Annotated in this window: 14 protein-coding genes; all 14 read left to right on the top strand. The window is 65.7% G+C overall.

Going from position 1 to position 15,595, the window contains the following annotated elements; translation table 11 throughout:
- The first annotated feature begins 236 nt into the window (after window positions 1-236).
- The 14 genes from AB688_RS19375 (at window position 237) to AB688_RS19310 (ending at window position 15,508) form a co-directional block, all read left to right on the top strand.
- The gene (locus AB688_RS19375; protein ID WP_063545576.1) at window positions 237-1,262 is read left to right on the top strand and encodes an NAD(P)H-dependent glycerol-3-phosphate dehydrogenase; all 1,026 of its coding nucleotides are present in this window, start codon (window positions 237-239) and stop codon (window positions 1,260-1,262) included.
- A gap of 37 nt (window positions 1,263-1,299) precedes the next feature.
- A complete protein-coding gene (locus AB688_RS19370; RefSeq protein ID WP_063545575.1) occupies window positions 1,300-1,647 on the top strand; it encodes a DUF4389 domain-containing protein in 348 nt (115 codons plus the stop codon).
- The gene (sixA, locus tag AB688_RS19365) at window positions 1,644-2,102 is read left to right on the top strand and encodes a phosphohistidine phosphatase SixA (protein ID WP_063545574.1); all 459 of its coding nucleotides are present in this window, start codon (window positions 1,644-1,646) and stop codon (window positions 2,100-2,102) included. Before AB688_RS19370 ends, sixA begins: the two co-directional genes overlap by 4 nt.
- A gap of 172 nt (window positions 2,103-2,274) precedes the next feature.
- Window positions 2,275-3,063 (top strand): alpha/beta fold hydrolase, encoded by a 789-nt coding sequence (locus AB688_RS19360; RefSeq protein ID WP_063545573.1) that lies wholly within the window; start codon window positions 2,275-2,277, stop codon window positions 3,061-3,063.
- A complete protein-coding gene (locus AB688_RS19355; protein ID WP_063545572.1) occupies window positions 3,060-3,914 on the top strand; it encodes an alpha/beta hydrolase in 855 nt (284 codons plus the stop codon). Before AB688_RS19360 ends, AB688_RS19355 begins: the two co-directional genes overlap by 4 nt.
- A 107-nt stretch (window positions 3,915-4,021) precedes the next feature.
- Entirely contained in the window at window positions 4,022-4,816 is a 795-nt protein-coding gene (locus tag AB688_RS19350; protein WP_063545571.1) for a DUF4892 domain-containing protein, read from the top strand.
- A gap of 12 nt (window positions 4,817-4,828) precedes the next feature.
- A complete protein-coding gene (locus tag AB688_RS19345) occupies window positions 4,829-5,875 on the top strand; it encodes an AI-2E family transporter (protein WP_054894227.1) in 1,047 nt (348 codons plus the stop codon).
- A 212-nt stretch (window positions 5,876-6,087) separates the two neighbouring features.
- The gene (gene kdpF, locus AB688_RS19340) at window positions 6,088-6,177 is read left to right on the top strand and encodes a K(+)-transporting ATPase subunit F (RefSeq protein ID WP_063545570.1); all 90 of its coding nucleotides are present in this window, start codon (window positions 6,088-6,090) and stop codon (window positions 6,175-6,177) included.
- Window positions 6,178-6,186: 9 nt separating this feature from the next.
- Window positions 6,187-7,881 carry a potassium-transporting ATPase subunit KdpA gene (gene kdpA / locus AB688_RS19335; protein ID WP_063545569.1) on the top strand — a complete coding sequence of 565 codons (1,695 nt, stop codon included), beginning with the start codon at window positions 6,187-6,189 and terminating at the stop codon, window positions 7,879-7,881.
- 10 nt (window positions 7,882-7,891) lie between these two features.
- Complete coding sequence (kdpB, locus tag AB688_RS19330; protein ID WP_054894225.1) at window positions 7,892-9,943, top strand: potassium-transporting ATPase subunit KdpB; 2,052 nt, start codon at window positions 7,892-7,894, stop codon at window positions 9,941-9,943.
- Between the two features lie 13 nt (window positions 9,944-9,956).
- Window positions 9,957-10,520 (top strand): potassium-transporting ATPase subunit KdpC, encoded by a 564-nt coding sequence (kdpC, locus tag AB688_RS19325; protein WP_063545568.1) that lies wholly within the window; start codon window positions 9,957-9,959, stop codon window positions 10,518-10,520.
- A gap of 143 nt (window positions 10,521-10,663) precedes the next feature.
- Window positions 10,664-13,318, top strand: coding sequence for a sensor histidine kinase (locus tag AB688_RS19320; protein ID WP_063545567.1), 2,655 nt, complete (start codon window positions 10,664-10,666; stop codon window positions 13,316-13,318).
- Window positions 13,315-14,016: a response regulator gene (locus AB688_RS19315; RefSeq protein WP_054894352.1), complete on the top strand. Its 702-nt coding sequence runs from the start codon at window positions 13,315-13,317 to the stop codon at window positions 14,014-14,016. The genes AB688_RS19320 and AB688_RS19315 overlap by 4 nt, the downstream gene beginning before the upstream one ends.
- Before the next feature lie 139 nt (window positions 14,017-14,155).
- On the top strand, window positions 14,156-15,508 hold the full coding sequence (locus tag AB688_RS19310; protein ID WP_063545566.1) for a spinster family MFS transporter: 1,353 nt from the start codon (window positions 14,156-14,158) through the stop codon (window positions 15,506-15,508).
- Window positions 15,509-15,595 lie beyond the last annotated feature (87 nt).

The raw sequence follows: 15,595 nt of genomic DNA, 5'->3' as shown, positions 1-15,595 counted from the left end.
GACGGCCTTGTGTGCGGGATAAACCAGGCATGGTAACCGACCGTGGGGGTTTTTCCAGTGATCTGCGCTGGATTTGCCACCCTCTTTCGGATAAATGCCCTCTGGCAAGGCATGCGTACGCGCGCCGTGCAGGCGGCTTTGCCTGTGAAGAGGCTGGTGCCGACACTGGTTCTGTAGCAGACGAGCCGTATAATGCCCGCGTCGCCACTCAACTTAATGGCTTTAACGGATTGAATATGACTGAACAGCAACCTGTTGCAGTTCTGGGAGGCGGGAGCTTCGGTACCGCCGTGGCGAACCTGCTGGCGGAAAACGGCAATCCGGTGCGTCAATGGATGCGCGACCCGGAGCAGGCCGAGGCCATGCGCGCCAACCGCGAGAATCCTCGTTACCTCAAAGGCATTCGCCTGCATGACGGCGTCGAGCCGGTCAATGACCTGCTGGCGACCCTGGAATCGAGCGACCTGGTGTTCGTCGCGCTGCCGTCGAGCGCCTTGCGCAGCGTACTCGCGCCACATGCCGAGCTGCTGCGCGGCAAGTGCCTGGTCAGCCTGACCAAGGGCATCGAGGCGCAGACCTTCAAGCTGATGAGCCAGATTCTTGAAGAGATCGCCCCCCAGGCGCGTATCGGCGTGCTGTCCGGGCCGAACCTGGCCCGTGAGATCGCCGAGCATGCCTTGACCGCCACTGTGGTTGCCAGTGAGGACGAGGCGCTGTGCCAGCGCGTGCAGGATGTCCTGCACGGGCGCACCTTCCGTGTCTATGCCAGCGCCGACCGCTTCGGTGTGGAGCTTGGAGGCGCGCTGAAGAACGTCTACGCGATCATCGCCGGCATGGCCGTGGCGCTGGAGATGGGCGAGAACACCAAGAGCATGCTGATCACCCGGGCGCTGGCCGAAATGACCCGCTTCGCCGTGAGCCAGGGCGCCAACCCCATGACCTTCCTGGGGCTGGCAGGGGTGGGTGACCTGATCGTCACCTGCTCCTCGCCCAAGAGCCGCAATTACCAGGTCGGACATGCCCTGGGGCAGGGGTTGAGCCTGGAAGAGGCGATCAGCCGCCTGGGCGAAGTGGCCGAAGGGGTGAATACCTTGAAAGTGCTCAAGGCCAAGGCTCAGGAAGTGCAGGTCTACATGCCGCTGGTGGCCGGGCTGCACGCGATTCTGTTCGAGGGGCGAACCCTGGCCCAGGTGATCGAGCACCTGATGCGTGCCGAGCCCAAGACCGACGTCGATTTCATTTCCACCAGCGGTTTCAACTGAGCCGTCAGCGGCTCCAAATCAGAGCAAGGAGCGACACATGAACGATACGCCCGAGCGCGCCCAGCGCGAGTCGATCATCCTGCGGGTGCTGTGGATGCTGGTGTTCCTGGTGGTCTGGCAACTGGCCGAGCTGCTGCTTGGCGGGCTGGTGCTGGTGCAACTGATCTACCGCCTGGTGTATGGCGCGCCTAGTGCCAGCCTGATGAACTTCGGCGACAGCCTCAGCCAGTACCTGGCGCAGATCGGTCGCTTCGGCAGCTTCCACACCGACCAGAAGCCCTGGCCGTTTGCCGACTGGCCGACGGCCCGTGCGCCTGAGGGCGAAGCGCCCCACGCAGTGGCTCCGGCGCCGCACCCGGTGCGTGATGAGGAGCCAAAACTGTGAAGCTGTGGATCCTACGCCATGGCGAGGCAGAGCCACGGGCCAACACCGACGCTGAACGCCGCCTGACCGGCCATGGTCGTGAGCAGGTGCTGCACAGTGCCGCACGGCTGCTTGGCCAGCCACTGCAGGCGATCGTCGCCAGCCCTTATGTGCGCGCGCAGCAGACCGCCGCCCTCGTGCACGACACCCTTGGTTTCGCCGAGCCGGTGCGCACCGTGCCGTGGTTGACCCCCGAGAGTGACGTCCGGCAGGTGATCGGCGAAATCGAGCGTATGGGGCTGGAACATGTGCTGCTGGTCAGTCACCAGCCGCTGGTGGGGGCGTTGGTGGGAATGCTGGAGCATGGGCATCTGCAGCAGCCAGCGCCGATGAGCACTGCGAGCCTGGCCGAGCTGGAAGGGGATTGGCCGCTGGCGGGTTTGCTTACGCTGCGTGGGCTTCACGCCTCGGCCTGATACCTGGCACGCATCTGCACGCACGTCGCCGAGCACCGCCGGCCGCATGCGTTGTTTCGCCTCGATAGCGCGACGTGACCTGATAGCCCTCGCCGATGACCTTTCCGAACGTTGCCGCCAACCGGCAGGTTGCTGACAATGGGCTATCACTCTCCAGTCGGACCAGGCGGTCATGTCGCAGCAGATATTCTTCGCCCATGCCAACGGTTTCCCTTCAGCCACCTACGGCAAGCTGTTCGCGGCCCTGGCCCCGGACTACCAGGTCTGTCACCTGGAGCAGCATGCCCACGACCCGCGCTTTCCAGTGGATGACAACTGGCAGAACCTGGTCGACGAACTGCTGCACCATCTGGCGCAGCAGCCGGCACCGGTCTGGGGTGTCGGTCATTCCCTCGGTGGTGTGCTGCACCTGCATGCTGCCCTGCGCCGACCCGAGCTCTACCGCGGTGTGGTGATGCTCGATTCGCCGGTGCTGACCCGCGCTGACCAGTGGCTGATCCGCACCGCCAAGCGCTTCGGTTTCATCGATCGCATCACGCCAGCCGGGCGAACCGAAGGACGGCGCGAGGCGTTTCCTGATCGCGACAGTGCACGCAGTTACTTTGCCAGCAAGACGCTGTTCCGCCAGTTCGATCCCGATTGCCTCGAAGCTTATCTCGAGCACGGGTTGCAAACGGTGGAGGAGGGCGTGCGTCTGCGCTTCGATCCCAGCACCGAGATGCGCATCTACCGCAGCATTCCCCATGTCAGCCCGGCCCCTGCGCGTCAACTGCAGGTGCCACTGGCCATGGTGCGTGGCGATCGCAGTCGGGTGATCCGCAAGCACCACGCCATGGCGGTACGTGCGATGCCGCAGGGGGAGTATCACAGCGTTCCGGGCGGGCACATGTTTCCACTGGAGCGGCCCAACGATACTGCCAGCCTGATCAAGGGCCTGTTCGATCGCTGGAGCCAGGCATGAGTGCGCAGGTCGAGGAGATTCGCCTGAGCTTAGGCCATATCGAACTGGCTGCACACCTGTTCGGTCCTGCCGACGGCCTGCCGGTGATCGCTCTGCACGGCTGGCTCGACAACGCCAACAGCTTCGCCCATCTGGCCCCGCGCCTGAAAGGCCTGCGCATTGTCGCGCTCGACCTGGCCGGGCACGGCTATTCACAGCATCGTCCAGCCGGGGCGAGCTACAACCTGGCCGATTATGCCCATGACGTGCTGCGGGTAGCCGAGCAACTGGGCTGGGAGCGCTTTGGCCTGCTCGGGCATTCGCTGGGGGCGATCATCTCGGTGCAGCTGGCGGGCGCACTGCCTGAACGGATCAGCCATCTGGCGTTGATCGATGGCGTCATCCCGCCTACGGTCGCCGAGCAGGATGCCGCCGAGCGCCTGGGTATGGCACTGCAGGCGCAACTGCGCCTGGATGGCAAGCGCAAGTCGGTGTACCCGAGCCTGGAAGAGGGCGTGCAGGCGCGGATGAAGGGCATGGTCGCAGTCAGTCGCGAAGCCGCCGAGCTGCTCGCCCAGCGTGGGCTCATGCCGGTGCCTGGCGGTTACAGTTGGCGCAGCGACAGTCGCCTGACCTTGCCGTCGCCCGTGCGCCTGAACGAGGCGCAGGCCATGGCCTTTGTGCGCCGGGTGAGCTGCCCCACCTGCCTGGTGATCGCCGAGGACGGCATGCTGGCGCGCCACACAATTCTGCTGGAGCAGCTACCCTTCGAGCAGGTGGCCTTGCCCGGTGGTCATCATCTGCACTTGAACGATGCGCAGGGCGCGGCCCTTGTCGCAGACTGTTTCAATCGCTTCTTTGGCTTTGCTTGACTTGCACTGGACAAGTGTCGAGGCTTGGCGGGTTGAACAGGGAGACAACCATACATGCCAGACATTCACGATCTTCGCCACGGCGCCCGACGCCGCAAGGACGGCCGATGAGCGCGCCGTTCCTCGTTCGCAGTGCCATCGCCGCCTGCCTCACACTCGCCAGCCCGCTGCTGTGGGCCGGGAGCCTGCCGGTGCCGGCCGATGCCAAGGTGGTCGACCAGCGTCCGGTCGTGGAGGGGGAGAGGGTCTACCCCATGGGCCCGGTACGCAAGATCAGCGGTCGCCTGCGCGTCGAGGGCAAGGTCGAGAGCCGTGGCCAGGTCAGCTCGGTCACCTACGAACTGCCGGTGGAGCGCACTGCCCGCGAGGCCTTTACCAGCGCACGTGAGGCGCTGCAGCGCGACGGTGGCTATCCGCTGTTCTGGTGCCAGGGCCGTGACTGCGGCGAGGCCAGCATCTGGGCCAACGATGTGTTCAACAACGCCCGTCTCAATGGTGGCGACGAGCAGCAGGCCTTCATTCTTTTGCGCCGCTCGGCCGAAGAGGCCGACACGCTGGTCGCCCTGTACAGCGTCACTCGCGGCAATCGCCGCGCCTACCTGCATGTCGAGGAATTCGTCGCTGACAGCCCGCTGGGCGAAGTGCTGCCGACACCCGCCACGGTGCTGCGTGAGATGCGCGATACCGGCAAGCTCGACTACCCTGACCTGAGCGCACCACAGCCTGCGTGGGTTTCGCTGCTGGCCCGCAGCCTGAACCTGGACAGCACCCTGCGTGCCAGCCTCAGCGGCCAGGCGGCCGAAGCCTGGCGCGAGCAACTGGTCAAGGCCGGTGTACGCAGTGCCCGTCTCGAAGTGGGTACGGCGCCTACCGATGGCCTGCATCTGGAACTGATTCGTTGAACGAGGGCCATCATGGCCAACAATGACCGTCTGCTGGTCCAGATTCTGTTGCTGGCGCTGTTGGGCGCCGCCTTGTGGGTCATGGCACCGTTCATCTCGGCGCTACTCTGGGGGGCGATTCTGGCCTTTGCCAGCTGGCCGCTGATGCGCTTGTTGACGCGCCTGCTGGGTGGGCGCGAAACCCTCGCGGCCAGCATCCTCACGACGGTGTGGATCCTGGTGGTTGCCCTGCCGCTGGTGTGGCTGGGCTTCAACCTGGCCGACCATGTGCGTGACGCCACCAACTTCGTGCGTGACGTGCAGTTGGAGGGTTTGCCGGATGCGCCGGAGTGGGTGCGTGGCATTCCCTTCATCGGCGAGCGCCTGGTCAACTGGTGGGAGTCCCTCGACCAGCAGGGTGCGGCTCTGATCGCCTCGGCCAAACCGTACCTCGGCCAGGTCGGCAATTGGTTCCTGGCGCGTAGCGCCCAGATCGGCAGCGGCGTGCTGGAGCTCACGCTCAGTATCGTCTTCGTGTTCTTCTTCTACCGCGACGGCCCACGCCTGGCCGCGTTCGTGCAACGCTTGCTGCAGCGCCTGGTGGGAGAGCGCGCCGAGTACTACATCGACCTGGTGGCCGGTACCGTACAGCGGGTGGTCAACGGTGTGATAGGTACTGCTGCAGCGCAAGGGCTGCTGGCGTTGATCGGCTTCTTGATCGCCGGCGTGCCCGGGGCGATCGTGCTGGGCCTGGTGACCTTCATGCTCAGCCTGATCCCGATGGGGCCGCCACTGGCCTGGATTCCTGCCACCGGCTGGCTAGTGTGGAAGGGCGAGTATGGGATGGCGGTGTTCCTCGGGATATGGGGCACCTTCATCATCAGTGGCGTGGACAACGTGCTCAAGCCGTATCTGATCAGCCGGGGGGGCAACCTGCCGCTGGTGATCGTGCTGCTCGGCGTGTTTGGCGGGTTGATCGCGTTTGGCTTCATCGGGCTGTTCATCGGGCCGACCCTGCTGGCCGTCGGCTACAGCCTGCTGCTGGACTGGAGCCGGCATTCGGGGCAGGTTCAGCGCTGACCTGCAGCGTTCTCTTCGCGGGCAAGCCCGCTCCTGCAGTTCCAGGGCTGCAGGAGCGGGCTTGCCCGCGAAGAGGCCGGTATTGATGATCCAGAAACCAAACTTTACGCATTCTTTATTCCCATCCCGCCCCCCCGATCTCGTCCCTTTACGCCCCCCGCCCCGACAATTCCCCCAAAGCGGCCGACGCCGCAAGACGGGGAGATCCACCGATGAACATGCTCGACGGAGTGTCACTGCTGCTGGCAGTGGCGTTGGCCATTTACCTGCTGGTTGCGCTGCTGCGCGCCGATCGCAGCTAGGGAGCGGCCATGCACAGCTACGACTTCGCATTGCTGCTGGCGTTTCTGGCCCTTGTGCTGCTACCAGCACCCTGGCTTGGGCGGTTCTACTACAAGGTCATGGAGGGTCAGCGCACCTGGCTGTCGCCGGTCCTCGGCCCGGTAGAGCAGGGTTGCTACCGGTTGTCCGGGGTGCGCGCCGAGCAGGAGCAGAACTGGAAGCAATACACCCTGGCGTTGCTGGCCTTCAACCTGGTGGGCTTCCTGGTGCTGTTCGCCGTGCTCCTGCTGCAGGGCTCGCTGCCGCTCAACCCGCAGCACCTGCCGGGCCAGGAATGGTCGCTGGCATTCAACACCGCTGTCAGCTTCATGACCAACACCAACTGGCAGGCCTACAGCGGTGAGGCCTCGCTCAGCTACTTGAGCCAGATGATCGGCCTGACCGTGCAGAACTTCGTCAGCGCTGCCACCGGCCTTGCCGTGCTGGTCGCCCTGTGCCGTGGTATCGGCCGGCGCTCCACTCACAACCTGGGTAACTTCTGGGTCGACATGACCCGTGCCACCCTCTATGGCCTGCTGCCACTGTGCATCGTGCTGGCGTTGCTGCTGGTGTGGCAGGGTGTGCCACAGACCTTCGCCGACTACGCCCATGCCGTCACCCTGCAAGGTGCCGACCAGAGCATCCCGCTGGGCCCTGCCGCCAGCCAGATCGCGATCAAGCAACTGGGCACCAATGGCGGCGGCTTCTTCGGCGTCAACTCGGCGCATCCGTTCGAGAACCCGACAGCCTGGAGCAACCTGTTCGAGGTGGCTTCGATCATTCTGATTCCGGTGGCACTGGTGTTCACCTTCGGCCACTACGTCAAGGACCTGCGTCAGAGCCGGGCGATCCTGGCCTGCATGTTGGGCCTGTTCCTGATCGGCGGTGCGGTCGGCCTGTTGGCCGAATACCAGCCCAACCCGGCCCTGGACAGCGCTCAGGTGCAACAAAGCGCGCCGATGGAAGGCAAGGAAAGCCGCTTCGGCACCACCGCTAGCGTGCTGTGGGCCGTGACGACGACCTCCGCCTCCAACGGCTCGGTCAACGCCATGCACGACAGCCTCAATCCGCTGACCGGCATGGTAGCGATGGTCAACATGATGGTCGGCGAGGTGATCTTCGGCGGCGTCGGTGCGGGCCTCTACGGCATGCTGCTGTTCGTGCTGATCGCGGTATTCCTGGCCGGGTTGATGATCGGTCGCACGCCGGAATACCTGGGCAAGAAGTTGCAGGCCCGTGAAGTGCAACTGTTGGTGGCGACGCTGCTGGTGATGCCGGTTGGTGTGCTGGTACTCGGCGCCATCGCCGCCAGCCTGCCGGGGCCGGCAGGTGCGGTGAGCAATCCGGGGCCGCATGGCTTCAGCCAGCTGCTGTATGCCTACACCTCCGGCACCGCCAACAACGGCTCGGCTTTCGGCGGCTTCAGTGCCAACACGGTGTTCCACAACCTGATGATCGGCCTGGCCATGCTGATCGGGCGCTTCGGCTACATCCTGCCAGTGCTGGCCCTTGCAGGCAGCCTGGCCGCCAAGAAAAGCGCGCCGCAGGGCCAGAACAGCTTCCCCACCCATGGCCCGCTGTTCGCCGGCCTGCTGTTGGTGACCATCCTGCTGGTCGGCGGGCTGACCTTCCTGCCGACCCTGGCCCTGGGGCCGATCGCCGAACAGTTGAGCCTGGGTTTCTGAGGATCCGAACATGAACATGCCCATTTCTGAAGTGAAAGCTCCCCGCGCCGTCGACCAGACCCGCTTCGCCGCGCTCTGGCGCCCGGCCCTGGTGCAGGCCTTCGTCAAGCTCGATCCGCGCCAGCTCAAGCGCTCGCCGGTAATGCTGGTGGTCGCCCTGACGGCTGTGCTGACCACGGTCCTGTGCCTGGTGCCCGGCAGCGGTGTGAGCACCGGCGTGGCGGTGCAGATCGCCCTGTGGCTGTGGTTCACCGTACTCTTTGCCAATTTTGCCGAAGCCTTGGCGGAAGGCCGGGGCAAGGCCCGTGCCGATAGCCTCAAGGCCGGCAGCCAGGGCCTGACCGCTCAGCGCCGTCTGGCCAATGGCAGCTTCGAAACCGTCGCTGCCACCGCATTGCGCAAGGACGATGTGGTGCGCGTGGTGGCCGGTGAGCTGATCCCGGGTGATGGCGAGGTGCTCGAAGGCATCGCCGCCGTCAACGAGGCGGCGATCACCGGCGAGTCTGCGCCGGTGATCCGCGAGTCCGGTGGCGATCGTTCGGCCGTGACCGGCAATACCCGGCTGGTTTCCGACTGGCTGCTGATTCGCATCACCAGCAACCCCGGTGAGTCGACCCTGGACCGCATGATCGCCCTGGTCGAAGGCGCCAAGCGCCAGAAGACCCCCAACGAGATTGCCCTGGATATCCTGCTGATCGGCCTGACCCTGATTTTCCTGATCGTGGTGGTGACCTTGCAGCCGTTCGCCCATTTCGTGGGTGGCAGCCTGCCGCTGATCTTCCTCGCCGCGTTACTGGTGACGCTGATCCCGACGACCATTGGTGGCCTGCTGTCGGCCATCGGTATCGCGGGTATGGATCGCCTGGTGCGCCTTAACGTCATCGCCCGCTCCGGGCGTGCGGTGGAGGCTGCGGGCGACGTGCACACGTTGATGCTCGACAAGACTGGCACCATCACCTTCGGCAACCGCCGCTGCAGTGCCCTGCACGCCGCGCCGGGTGTTACCGCCAAGGAGCTGGGGGAGGGAGCCTTGCTTGCCTCGCTGGCCGACGACACGGCCGAGGGCAAGTCTATCGTCGACTACCTGCGCCAGTTGCACGACTTCGACGAGCCGGCTGCCGCGCAGTACAGCGCCATCGCCTTCAGCGCCGAGACGCGCCTTTCGGGTATCGACTTCGGGCAGCGTCACTACCGCAAGGGCGCGGTGGACGCGGTGCTGGCGTTCGTCGGCTTGCAACGCCTGGAAATGCCGGCTTCGCTGGCCCGTGAAGTCGAACGCATCGCCCAGAGCGGCGGCACCCCCTTGCTGGTATGCGTTGACCGCCACTTGCTGGGGGTGATTCACCTCAAGGACGTGGTCAAGCCCGGCATCCGTGAGCGTTTCGCCGAGTTGCGCAAACTGGGTATCCGCACCGTGATGGTGACCGGCGACAACCCGCTGACCGCTGCGGCCATCGCCGCCGAGGCCGGTGTCGATGACGTACTTGCCGAGGCCACCCCTGAGAAGAAGCTGGCGCGCATTCGCCAGGAGCAGAATGACGGCCGCCTGGTCGCCATGTGCGGTGACGGTGCCAACGATGCCCCGGCCTTGGCCCAGGCGGATGTCGGCATGGCCATGAACGACGGTACCCAGGCGGCGCGCGAGGCGGCCAACATGGTCGACCTGGACAGCGATCCGACCAAGCTGCTGGATGTGGTCCAGGTCGGCAAGGAACTGCTGGTGACCCGTGGTGCACTGACTACGTTCTCCATCGCCAACGACGTGGCCAAGTACTTCGCCATCCTGCCGGCGCTGTTCGCTTCGATCTACCCTCAACTGGGTGTGCTCAACCTGATGCGCCTGAGCAGCCCGCAAAGCGCGATCCTTTCGGCGATCGTCTTCAACGCGCTGATCATCATCGTGCTGATCCCCCTGGCCTTGCGCGGTGTGCGCGTGCAGGCGGCAAGTGCCGCGCACCTGCTGCGGCGCAATCTGCTGATCTACGGCGTGGGCGGCATCCTGGTGCCGTTCGCCGGGATCAAGCTGATCGACATGCTGCTCACTGCACTGCACCTGGTCTGAAGGAGAGACGAACATGAGCACCTACGTACGCCCGGCCGTGAGCCTGGTCCTGCTGATGACCCTGGTCACCGGCGCGTTGTACCCGCTGGCGGTGACCGGTATCGCCCAGGTCGCCTTCCCCGAACAGGCCAATGGCAGCCTGGTGCGCGATGAGCAGGGGCAGGTTCGCGGCTCGGCGTTGATCGCCCAGGAATTCAAGGGCGACGGCTGGTTCCAGTCGCGCCCTTCGGCCGGCGCCTTCGCGACGGTGTCCAGCAGCGCGAGCAACCTGGCACCGAGCAACCCGGCGCTGGCGGAGCGGGTCAGGAGTGATGCCGCCGCCCTGTACCAGCCTGAGCTTGGCCCGGTGCCGCAGGCCCTGTTGACCACCTCCGGCAGCGGGCTCGACCCGCAGTTGCCGCCGGAGGCGATCGCCTACCAGTTGCCGCGCGTGGCGGCGGCGCGGCAGATCCCCATCGAGCGCTTGCAAGCGCTGGTGGATGAGGCCACTCTGCGGCCATTGGTCGGCCCGCCGGTGGTCAATGTGTTGGCGTTGAACCAGGCGTTGGAGCGGTTGGCGCCTGTTACAGATCGCTGATAATCGAGACCGTGTCGCGGCCATCGCGGGGCAAGCCCGCTCCCCCAGGTTCACCGGCGCTCACAAGAACGGCGCAGGACCTGTGGCTTGCCCCGTGATGGCCTGCGAAGCTGGCCCCTGGCCCCCTTACCAAAGGATCAAGCATGAGTGATTCCGCCCGCGCCGATGCGCTGTTGGCGAGCCTGCCCCGCAACGGTCGCGGCAGGCTTAAAGTATTTCTGGGCGCAGCTCCCGGCGTGGGCAAGACGTTCGCCATGCTCCAGGCCGCTCATGCCCAGCAGCGCCAGGGGGTAAAGGTGCTGGCGGCGGTGGTGGAGACTCATGGCCGGGCCGAAACCGAGGCGCTGCTCGGTGGCTTGGCGCAGCAGCCCTTGCTGCGCAGCGAGTACCGCGGCGTCATCCTCGAAGAAATGGACCTCGATGGCCTGCTCAAGGCTGCACCACCGCTGGCGCTGGTCGACGAGCTGGCTCATACCAACGCCCCAGGCAGCCGTCACGCCAAGCGCTGGCAGGATGTTCAGGAACTGCTCGCTGCCGGTATCGATGTGTATACCACGGTCAATGTCCAGCACCTGGAAAGCCTCAACGACAAGGTTCGCGACATCACGGGCGTTCAGGTGCGCGAAACCCTGCCCGACTGGGTGCTGCAGGAAGCCTTCGAGCTGGTGCTGATCGACCTGCCGCCACGTGAACTGCTCGAGCGCTTGCGCGAAGGCAAGGTCTACGTGCCTGAGCAGGCACGGGCGGCGATCGATGCGTTCTTCTCCCAGACCAACCTCACCGCCTTGCGCGAACTGGCCATGCAGACCGCTGCAGCCCAGGTCGATGCCGACCTTGCCCATGGCTACCGCCAGCGCGGCGAGCAGGCGCCGACCTTGCGAGGGCGCCTGCTGGTCGGGGTCGATGGCGATGAGCAGGCCGAGCGTCTGGTGCGCCATGCCAGCCGCGTCGCCCAGCGTCGGCATTTGCCGTGGAGCCTGGTGCATGTCGACAACGGCAAGCTGCGTGACGAGGGCGCTCGTCAGCGCCTGCAGGCCGCGCAGCAACTGGCCGAGCGCCTGGGCGGCGAAGTCGTGGTACTCAGGGCCGGGGAGGTGGCGCGCACGCTCATCCAGCATGCGCTGGAACGGCGGGCGAGCCTGGTGCTGGTCGGCCAGTCCCGCGACCGTCTGCGCCGCCGCGTGCTCGGTGCGGGCGTCGCTGCACGCTTGCTGCGCGACAGCCGGGGGTTGGAGATCAATGTGCTCGACCGCGACGCTCAACCCGTACCGACACGGGTGGTGGTCAATCGTGTGTGGGTCTGGCGCCACTATTGGCTGGCGCTGCTGGCGACCATGCTGGCGGCAGGGCTGGCCTGGGCCGTGTCCAGTGTGCTGGCCTTGCCGAACATTTCGCTGGTGTTCCTCGCGGCAGTGCTGCTGGTCGCGGTGCGCAGCAGCCTGGGGCCTGCGCTGGCCTGTGCGGCGCTGTCGTTCCTGACCTACGACTTCCTGTTCATCCCGCCGAGCTTTTCGTTCAGCATCCAGCGCGAAGAGGACGTGCTGACCCTGGTGTTCTTCCTGCTCATGGCGGCCCTGACCGGCAATCTCGCCGCTCGTCAGCGCCGTCAGTTGCAGGCGCTGCGCGAAACCCAGGGCGAGACCCGGCAACTGCTCGACCTGTCGCGTCGCCTGACCGTGGCCACGGATCGCCAGGCGGTTTTCAGTGCCGCCGGGCAGCACCTGAACGATTGGCAGGGTATCCAGATCTGTCTGCTCGAGCGCGATGCCGAGGGCTTGTTGCAGGTGGCCAGCGGCGGGCCGCAGGTCTTTACCGACAACGAGCGCGCCGCTGCCGAATGGGCCTGGCAACATGGCCAGGCAGCAGGGCATGGCAGCGATACCTTGCCCCATGGCCGCTGGTGGTGGTGGCCGCTGGCGGTCGACGAGACTCCCTTGGCCTTGCTGGGTGTGCAGCCGGCCTCGGGCGAGTCGTTGAGCGCACAGCGCCGTCGCTTGCTGACGGCGCTGGCCGAGCCGCTGGCCCAGGCCCTGGCCCGCGCGCGCCTGGGCGAGCAGCTCGAAGCCGCGCGCCTGCATGGCGAAACCGAGCAGTTGCGCAGCGCCTTGCTTGCCTCGGTGTCCCATGATCTGCGCACCCCGCTGACCGCCATGCGCGGTAGCATCGACAGCTTGCTGGCACTGGGCGATGCGATCCCTCCGGACGATCGCCGTGAGCTGCTCGAAGGCACACGCAACGAAGCCGAGCGCCTGGATCGTTACATCCAGAACCTGCTCGACATGACCCGGCTGGGCCATGGCGGCTTGAAGCTTGCGCGTGACTGGGTGTCGCCCGGCGATATCGTTGGCAGCGCTCTGAACCGTCTGCGCGCGGTGCTGGCACCGTTGCGCGTAGACACCGAGGTACCTGCAGAGCTGCCCCTGCTGTTCGTGCATGCAGCGCTGATCGAGCAGGCGCTGGTCAACGTACTGGAGAATGCCGCACGTTTCTCGCCGGTCAATGGTCGCCTGGCGCTGCGGGTGGAGGTGCAGGAGGAGCGCCTGTGCTTCGCGGTCGCGGATCAGGGCCCGGGCATCCCGGTGGCCGAGCGCGAGAAGATCTTCGACATGTTCTACACCGCTGCCCGCGGTGACCGCGGCGGGCAGGGCACAGGCCTGGGGCTTGCGATCTGCCAGGGCATGATCGGCGCCCATGGCGGCAGCATACTGGTTGGCGAGGGCATCGATGGCCAGGGCACCTGCATCACTCTATGCTTGCCGTTGCCTCTTCAACCCGACAGCGACAGTGAAGCCCCATGAGCCAAGCCGCCACCCTTCTGGTCATCGACGACGAACCGCAGATCCGCAAGTTCCTGCGCATCAGCCTCGTGTCCCAGGGCTACAAGGTGATCGAGGCTGCGACCGGCGGCGAAGGCCTGGCTCAGGCGGCGCTGAGCAAGCCTGATCTGGTGGTGCTCGATCTCGGCTTGCCGGATATGGACGGCCAGCAGGTGTTGCGCGAACTGCGCGAGTGGAGCGCCGTGCCGGTGATGGTGCTGTCGGTGCGAGCCAGCGAGGTGCAGAAGGTCGATGCGCTGGATGGCGGTGCCAACGACTACGTGACCAAGCCGTTCGGTATCCAGGAGTTCCTTGCCCGGGTGCGCGCGCTGTTGCGGCACAAACCCCAAGCTGGCTCCGGGCAAGCGGCCAGTGCCAGCTTCGGTGCGCTGGTGGTCGACTTCGCCTATCGCAAGGTCACGCTCGACGGCGTCGAGGTGGCACTGACACGCAAGGAGTACGCGCTGCTGGCGCAACTGGCCGGGCATCCGGGGCGGGTGATCACCCAACAGCAACTGCTCAAGGATATCTGGGGCCCGACCCATGTCGACGACACACACTACCTGCGCATCGTGGTGGGGCATCTGCGGCACAAGCTGGGCGACGATCCGACCGCTCCGCGGTACATCATCACCGAGGCGGGTGTGGGCTACCGGTTGGTGGCGCCGCCATCGGTTTAAACGCTGCGGGCGATCCGTCAGGCTGCAGCCCATCTCGCGATATAAGCCCGGTCAATGGTGGCAGACGTTTCGCACCTTACCCTCTAGATTTCGTCAGGCGTGCTGGAAGCCCTGAATAACGATAACGAGGGACCCGACCATGACCACCGCCCCCCAAGCGTCCAACGCCTGGCGCATCTTGTTCCTGCTGTTTCTGGCCAACCTGTTCAACTTCTTCGACCGCACCATACCCGCGATCATCATCGAACCGATCCGCCTGGAATGGCACCTGAGCGACTTCCAGATCGGCCTGATCGGCACCGCCTTCACCTTGGTATACGCCATCGCTGGCCTGCCGCTAGCGCGCATGGCCGATACCGGCTCGCGGGCCAAGCTGATGGGCTGGGGCCTGGCGGCCTGGAGCGGGCTGACGGCGGTCAACGGCATGGTCGGCAACTTCTGGAGTTTTCTGCTGGTGCGCATGGGCGTGGGTATCGGTGAAGCCAGCTATGCGCCGGCCGCCAACTCGCTGATCGGCGATCTGTTCCCGGCCGAGCGACGGTCGCGGGCGATGGGCATCTTCATGCTCGGCCTGCCGCTGGGCCTGTTGCTGGCGTTCTTCACCATCGGCGCCATGGTCCAGGCGTTTGGCAGCTGGCGTGCGCCGTTCTTCATCGCTGCGGTACCCGGCCTGGTGTTGGCGCTGTTCATCTTCCTGATCCGCGAACCTGCCCGGGGCGCTGCGGAAACCGTTGCCATCTCCCTCGCGCCGATCGATCGCCCGCTGCGTCGGGTGCTGAGCGTGCCCACGTTCGCCTGGCTGGTACTGGCGGGGCTGACCTTCAACTTCGCTTCCTATGCCTGCAACTCGTTCATGGTGCCGATGCTGCAGCGCTACTTCGCCTTGCCCTTGCACGATGCGGCCGTGGCAACGGGGATGATCGTCGGTCTGAGCGGCCTGGTGGGGCTCACGCTAGGGGGCTGGGTGGCCGACAAGGTGCACCAGCGTTTTGCCAATGGGCGTCTGTTGTTCGCCGCGCTGAGCATGTTGGTGGCCACTCTCGCCACCGCCTGGGCACTGCATGCCGGGCGTATCGAGCTGGGGCTGTTCGTCGCGGTGTTCGGCGTCGGCTGGCTGTTCTCGTACAACTTCTATACCTGCGTGTACACGGCGATTCAGGATGTGGTGCAACCGCGCCTGCGGGCTACCGCCATGGCCCTGTACTTCGCCGGGCTGTACCTGCTCGGCGGCGGCCTGGGGCCGGTGGTGGTCGGTGGGCTGTCGGATCATTTCGCCGTGTCGGCCATGGAGACGGCGGGACAGCTGGTGATGAGCGAGGCGTTCAAGGCCCAGGGGCTGCATGACGCGATGTACCTGATCCCGGTGGCGCTGCTGCTGACCCTGGTGTTTCTGCTGGCGGCGTCGCGTTGCTTTGTGCGTGATGCGCAGAAGATGCGCGAGGGGATGGTGCTCGAAGGCGAGGCAGTGACTGCCCGCGCCGCCGAAGCCTGAGCGCTAGCCGACTTGAGCCTGCTCACTCCTATGAGGGCTGAGCAGGCTCTTGGGTTTTGAACGAGTTAGTCGCTCTTTGTCATTGCA

The organism is Pseudomonas putida, from assembly GCF_001636055.1.
GTDB classification, from domain to species: Bacteria; Pseudomonadota; Gammaproteobacteria; order Pseudomonadales; family Pseudomonadaceae; genus Aquipseudomonas; species Aquipseudomonas machongensis.
This window is presented reverse-complemented; position numbering and strand designations above follow the sequence as displayed.